Here is a 6,338-nt window from a genome sequence, read left to right as displayed (position 1 = left end):
TTGCATGTGTTAAGCCTGCCGCTAGCGTTCATCCTGAGCCAGGATCAAACTCTTCATCGTATATTTTAATATTATATTTCGATGCTTTTCCTATCGGTTCTTTTTCGAATCTTGCGACTCTACTGCTCTTATTCTTTTGTCCTCATCTTTCGATTCGGACGGCTGTCAATTCAATATGTCTACGAACGTAATTTCTTTTCAATGTCGCTTGTTTCTCAAAGCGGGTGCAAAACTAATACTTCTTTTTATTTCCTGCAAGAAAAATTTAAAGTTTTTTTTGGGATTTTTTTTCATCCCATTTCCTTAATTTTCCTTCCAATCCTTCAAAGAGCTTTCCGTGTTTTGCGGGGTGCAAATGTAAAAAGCATTTTCTTTTCCTGCAAGCTTTTCCGAATCTTTTTTTCTGAAAATTTCTTTTCTTTTAATCCCTAAAAAACTGCCGGCATTTCGATGAGCGTTTTCGCTGTTGCGGGTGCAAAAGTAGACCCTTTTTCCAGTTAAACAAGCTTTTTCGGCAGTTTTTTTTGCCTTTTTCCAAATCTTTTTCCTAACATGCTGGTAACGGTGCGTTTACATTCCGATTATTTTTGGACTCGCGTGGGGTTTTTCTGAGTATCGATGCGGTTTTGATAATTTCGGCTTCTTTTCTTTCATTATTTATATGGAAATTTCAGTGCCCAGGCTCTTTTATTATGCCAAATAAGCGTAAAGCTTCTTCTGAAAACAGCTCTCCTAGCCCTGATTGGAGCGGCATCCTTTTGCTTTTTCCTTTAAAAAGCAAAAGATACAGCGTAAAGCAGGTATCAGCTCCTCATTATTATTCAAATTCCAAAATCCTTAAATTGCTTCGCCTGTCCGCTATCGCTCGAATCCAAATTCCAAACCAACTAACCAATATAATGTTTCCAGATTGAAAATACTGCCACAAGACGCACTGCGGTGCGCCTCTACAGAAAATTGGAATCTATACATATATAATAAGCAAACCCGACAGGTTTTGGAAACCTGTCGGGTTGTAGGGTTAAATAGTTATCTTATATAGGTATCGAATTATTTCTTGTTTAGCTCTTTTGCTTTATGTTGCCATTTTTCTGCTAGATCTTGGTAATCTACTGGATTGGCGGGTTTTTGATTTACAAGTCGACCCGATTCGAATGCTCGAACTAAGATGGTTTCTATTAAATAGTCTTCGTTTACATCATATGGCTTGTACTCTTCTTTTAAACTAATATCAAATAAATTGGCGGTTGTATTAGATACAAAGGCTTTGAATCCGCTTTTTAGTGTTTTTATTAATTCGTAGGTTGTAATACCAGTTTGGCGATGAATCAGCTTTACTAAAATCTGTCCTTGCTTTCTGGATAATTTTTTTAGCCTTTGTTCGAATTCGTTATTTAAGTAATCTTCTACGATTTTAAAATACTTCTTCTTTTCGCGACTAGTTTTCAATCTAGCCATTCCGTTGTTTAAAGCTGTTAATCTCTCTGAAGCTAGTTTTGCATACGGATAGACTTTATAAACTCGATTTTGCAGAATTTGGAATTGCTTCATTTCTTCTGGGCTCATCTTCTGCCCCTTAGAAATAATTATTTCAGGAAGCTGAATGGTATCACCTAAAATTGAATCTCTCTCTGTGAGAATGTATCCCATTTGTTCGTTCTCTTTGGGAGTAACTTGGGCTTTGGAAGAAAAACAAACTAATAGTATAAATAAAAAGGTGGTTAGTCTCATTGAATCATAATTTAAGTGTAAAATTATATATTTATACACAACTCTAATACCAAATTTATATTTTAGCAAAAAATATTTTTTATGAGCACAAATTCTATCTTAAATGATAACTCTATAGCTTTCTTGGAAAGTTACTTAAATAATGCCTCTCCTACTGGTTACGAAAGTGAAGGCCAGAAACTTTGGATGGATTACTTAAAACCTTATGTGGATACTTTTATAACTGATACTTACGGAACTGCTGTTGGAGTAATTAATCCTGATGCTCCCTATAAAGTTGTTATTGAAGGACATGCTGATGAAATTTCATGGTATGTAAATTATATTACGGAAGATGGTTTAATATATGTAATACGAAATGGTGGTTCTGATCATCAGATTGCTCCTTCGAAAAGGGTTAATATTCATACTAAAAACGGGATTGTAAAAGGTGTTTTTGGATGGCCTGCGATCCATACTCGTTTACGTGACAAAGAAGAAGTTCCGAAATTGAGTAATATTTTTATTGATTTAGGATGCGAAACTAAAGAGCAGGTTGAAGCATTAGGTGTTCATGTGGGTTGTGTGATTACGTATCCAGACGAATTTATGATTTTAAACGAAAATAAATTTGTTTGCCGTGCTATTGATAATAGAATGGGCGGTTTTATGATTGCTGAAGTTGCACGTTTATTACACGAGAATAAAAAAACGCTTCCTTTTGGTTTGTATATTGTAAATTCTGTTCAGGAAGAAATTGGTCTTCGTGGAGCTGAAATGATTGCTCACCGAATTAAACCAAATGTTGCGATTGTGACTGATGTTTGCCACGATACCACTACTCCAATGATTGATAAAAAGGTGGAAGGCGATCTTAAAATGGGTAAAGGCCCTGTTATTGGTTACTCACCGGCAATTCAGAATAAATTGCGTGATTTGATTGTAGATACAGCCTTAGAAAATAAAATTCCGTTTCAGAGACATGCTACATCACGAGCTACGGGTACAGATACAGATGCTTTTGCTTACAGTAATGGTGGTGTGCCTTCTGCATTGATTTCGCTTCCGTTGCGTTACATGCACACAACGGTAGAAATGGTTCATAAGGACGATGTTGAAAATGTAATCCAACTTATTTATGAAGCCTTATTAAAAATTGAGAATAACGAAACTTTTTCTTATTTTAACTAAAAATATATTTCTAATGTAAATCCAGATTAATACACAGATCTGGATTTACAAATAACAAACAACATGAAAATATTACTGCTCGAAGACGATTTTACTTTGTCTAAAGAAATTTCGGCGTTCTTTATTTCGAAGGATTTCGAGTGTTTTCCTTATTATGATGGCTCGCTTCTCATCAAAAAGTATTTTCCTTACGATTACGATTTGATTATTCTGGATATTAATGTTCCAGGAACAAACGGAATTGATGTTTGCAGGGATATTCGTAAAGTTGACAAAAAGACTCCAATTATAATGCTTACGGCTTTTAGCGAAATTGAAGACAAATTATCTTCTTTTGATAACGGCGCAGACGATTATTTGGTAAAACCTTTTCATTTTGAGGAATTGTACGCGAGAGTTCAGTCGCTTTTAAGGAGAAAAGAAGTTCCGCAGCAGATTGAAAATAAAATTGTAATTGACGATCTTGAAATTCTGGAAGAAGAAATGAAAGTTTTTAGATCTGGAGAAGAAATAAAACTAACGCCAAAAGAATTCAATTTAATTTTAATTTTGGCACATGCTAAAGGAAAAGTGCTTTCTAAACAGTTTATTGCCGATAAACTCTGGGATTATCATATAGAAACCAATCAGAATACTATAGAAGTTTATATAAACTTTTTGAGAAAGAAAATCGATAAAGAACATGAAACAAAACTTATCCGCACTAAAGTAGGTTACGGATATTATTTAAGCGACAAGGAATGACATTAAAAAATCGGATATCACTTTTGGTTAGTTTGCTGTTTACCATTCTTTTTGGTTTGGCTTCTACTGTGATATTCGTTTTGTATTCTAATTATAGAAAAGAAGAATTTAGAGATCGATTAGAGATTAAAGCTTTATCTAACATCAAATTGCTTGTTAATGTAAAGCGTGTCGATAATCAGCTTTTAAAAATAATTGACCAAAATTCTATCAATAAACTTTACGATGAAAAAACGCTTGTTTTCGATTCTAATTTTAAACTGATTTACAGCAGTATCGATGATGCTAAAATAAATTGGTCAATTGAGGATTTAAAATATTTGAAAAAGAATAAAACCTTTTTTAAACAGCAAGGCGATTATGAAGTTTATGGTGTTTTTTATGATACCAACGATAAAGATTTCTATGCACTTATTTCTGCAACGGACGATTATGGCAAAAAGAAATTGCTGTTTTTGAGATATACGTTGGTTATCTCTTATTTGTTCTTTACTACTATTTGCTGGCTTTTGACTTCTTTAGCGGTAAAAAAAGCTTTAAAACCTCTTGATTCCTTTCATCAAAAAATCAAAAATATTAACGAAAATAATCTCGACACCCGAATTACATCACATCGAAGTAAAAACGAAATTGATTTAATTGCAGACGAGTTTAATTTTATGATGGATCGAATTGAGATTTCCTATCAAAAGCAAAAAGAGTTTACAGCACATGCGTCTCACGAATTGCGAACTCCTCTTTCTAGAATGACTTCTCAAATTGAAAATGCTATTACTGATCCTGAAATTAATCCCGAAAAGAAATCTTTCTTAAATAATATATTAGACGATGTCAATCATTTGAGCGAATTGATTAACTCGTTATTGATTCTTTCTAAAATTGACAATCGAAAAACGGATCATAATGATGTTCAGCGTATCGATGAGATTTTGTTTTCTTCAATTGAAAAAATCAATAAAACATTTCCAGATTTTGTTATTCTTTTTGAAATGGAAGAAAGCGACGATTTGGATACCGCATTAGAATTTAATGGCAATAAAAATCTTTTAGAAATTGCTATAACCAATGTTTTAAAAAACGCCTACATTTATTCAGACAACAAACAGGCAAAGGTAAAAATCGGTACTGAGAATGGTCAGTTGATTTTATCGATTTCAAATTCTGGCCGAACTTTAAATGATTCGGAACAAAAAAATCTTTTTCAGCCTTTTATGCGTGGCGAAAATGCTAAAGGAATTACTGGTTTTGGACTTGGGCTTCGAATTGTAAATCGTATTCTTAATCTTCACAACTCATACATAACTTACAGTATTCCAGATACTAACATTAATTTATTTAGTATTATTTTTCGTAGATAATTTATTTTAAGCTATTTTTAAGGTAGATTTTAAGGCGTCTTAAAGTCGGCTGATAGCATATTTGTATAAAATAAATTTGATACAATGAAAAAACTATATGCATTCTTACTGCTTGCATTGCTCAATCAGGTAGTTATGGCTCAAAAAACAGTCACTCTTCAAGACTGTGAAAGCCAATTCTTAAAAAAGAATCTTTTTTTACTGGCGTCGCAATATAATATTGATGCCGCAAAAGCCCTAACTATTCAGGCCAGGATTTGGGACAACCCCACTATAACTGCCGAATTGAATGCTTATAATCCTGAACGTGACAAGTTTTTTGACATTGGCAAAAACGGACAGAAAGTATTTGCAATTGAACAGCTTATTTATCTTGGAGGTAAAAAAAGAAATGAAGTTAAACTTGCTCAAGCTAATGCACAATTGGCGGAACTTCAGTTTAATGACGTTTTACGCACTTTAAAACTGCAATTGCGTAAAAGCTTTTTTACTGTTTATTATAATACTAAAAATCTGGAAAACACAGATAAACAATTGGCACACATCGAAAACTTAATCAATTCGTACTCTATTCAGGCTCAAAAAGGGAATATTCCTTTAAAAGATGTGGTTCGTTTGCAGTCGTTGTATCTAAATTTCAAAAATGAAAGACTGGAAGTTATTAATGATAATATAGAAGAACAGGCGAATTTGAAACTTCTTTTGAATGAAACTGAAAATGTAATTCCGACAGTAAGAAAAGAAGATTCAGATAAATATTTAAAGATAATCGCTTTTGACCTTAAAGGTTTTGAAGAACAAGCAATCGCAAACCGACCTGATTATCTGGCCAAACAAAAAGAAATTGATGCTAATGAACTGAATGTAAAATGGCAAAAATCGCTTTCGGTTCCAGATATTACTTTGGGCGCCAACTACGATCAGCGAAGCGGAGCGTTTAACAATGAAGCTAATTTAAGCGTAGGTATTCCGTTGCCTTTATGGAACAAGAATAAAGGAAATATTAAATACGCCCAATCTATTCTGGAACAATCGAAAGTTGAAAAACAAAATTTCGAGTTGCAATTGCAAACCGAAATTACTTCTGCTTGGACCAAATGGGATGAATCTAGACAAAACTACAGCGTGATCAAGCCAACTGTAAATTCTGATTTTGAAGCGGTTTACAACGGAATGCTGACCAACTTTCAGAAACGAAACGTAAGCCTTTTAGAATTTACCGATTTCATGGAAAGCTACAATCAGGCAATAATTCAGTTAAATGAATTAAAGAAAAAAGTCGTTATCGCAGGCGAAGAATTAAATAGTACCATCAACAAAGATTTATTTTAAAAA

Annotated in this window: 6 protein-coding genes; 5 read left to right on the top strand and 1 reads right to left on the bottom strand. The window is 33.4% G+C overall.

Annotated elements, in window-relative coordinates; all coding sequences use genetic code 11:
- A partial coding sequence (locus Q9Q97_RS10010; RefSeq protein ID WP_306156540.1) for a hypothetical protein occupies positions 1-191 on the top strand: 191 nt, incomplete at its 5' end.
- Between the two features lie 859 nt (positions 192-1,050).
- Here Q9Q97_RS10010 and Q9Q97_RS10005 read toward each other — a convergent pair.
- On the bottom strand, positions 1,051-1,731 hold the full coding sequence (locus Q9Q97_RS10005) for a DUF4294 domain-containing protein (protein WP_306156538.1): 681 nt from the start codon (positions 1,729-1,731) through the stop codon (positions 1,051-1,053).
- A gap of 81 nt (positions 1,732-1,812) precedes the next feature.
- Between Q9Q97_RS10005 and Q9Q97_RS10000 the strand changes: the two genes are divergently transcribed.
- The 4 genes from Q9Q97_RS10000 (at position 1,813) to Q9Q97_RS09985 (ending at position 6,335) form a co-directional block, all read left to right on the top strand.
- Positions 1,813-2,901: a M42 family metallopeptidase gene (locus tag Q9Q97_RS10000; protein WP_306156536.1), complete on the top strand. Its 1,089-nt coding sequence runs from the start codon at positions 1,813-1,815 to the stop codon at positions 2,899-2,901.
- Positions 2,902-2,964: 63 nt separating this feature from the next.
- Complete coding sequence (locus Q9Q97_RS09995; RefSeq protein WP_306156534.1) at positions 2,965-3,645, top strand: response regulator transcription factor; 681 nt, start codon at positions 2,965-2,967, stop codon at positions 3,643-3,645.
- Positions 3,642-5,003, top strand: a complete 1,362-nt coding sequence (locus Q9Q97_RS09990) for an ATP-binding protein (RefSeq protein WP_306156532.1) — start codon at positions 3,642-3,644, stop codon at positions 5,001-5,003. The genes Q9Q97_RS09995 and Q9Q97_RS09990 overlap by 4 nt, the downstream gene beginning before the upstream one ends.
- Before the next feature lie 84 nt (positions 5,004-5,087).
- The gene (locus Q9Q97_RS09985; RefSeq protein ID WP_306156530.1) at positions 5,088-6,335 is read left to right on the top strand and encodes a TolC family protein; all 1,248 of its coding nucleotides are present in this window, start codon (positions 5,088-5,090) and stop codon (positions 6,333-6,335) included.
- Positions 6,336-6,338: the final 3 nt, after the last annotated feature.

The organism is Flavobacterium sp. DG2-3 (assembly GCF_030730925.1).
Taxonomy (GTDB): domain Bacteria; phylum Bacteroidota; class Bacteroidia; order Flavobacteriales; family Flavobacteriaceae; genus Flavobacterium.
Note: the sequence above shows the minus strand (reverse complement) of the source record. Positions and strands in the feature narration are given on the sequence as shown.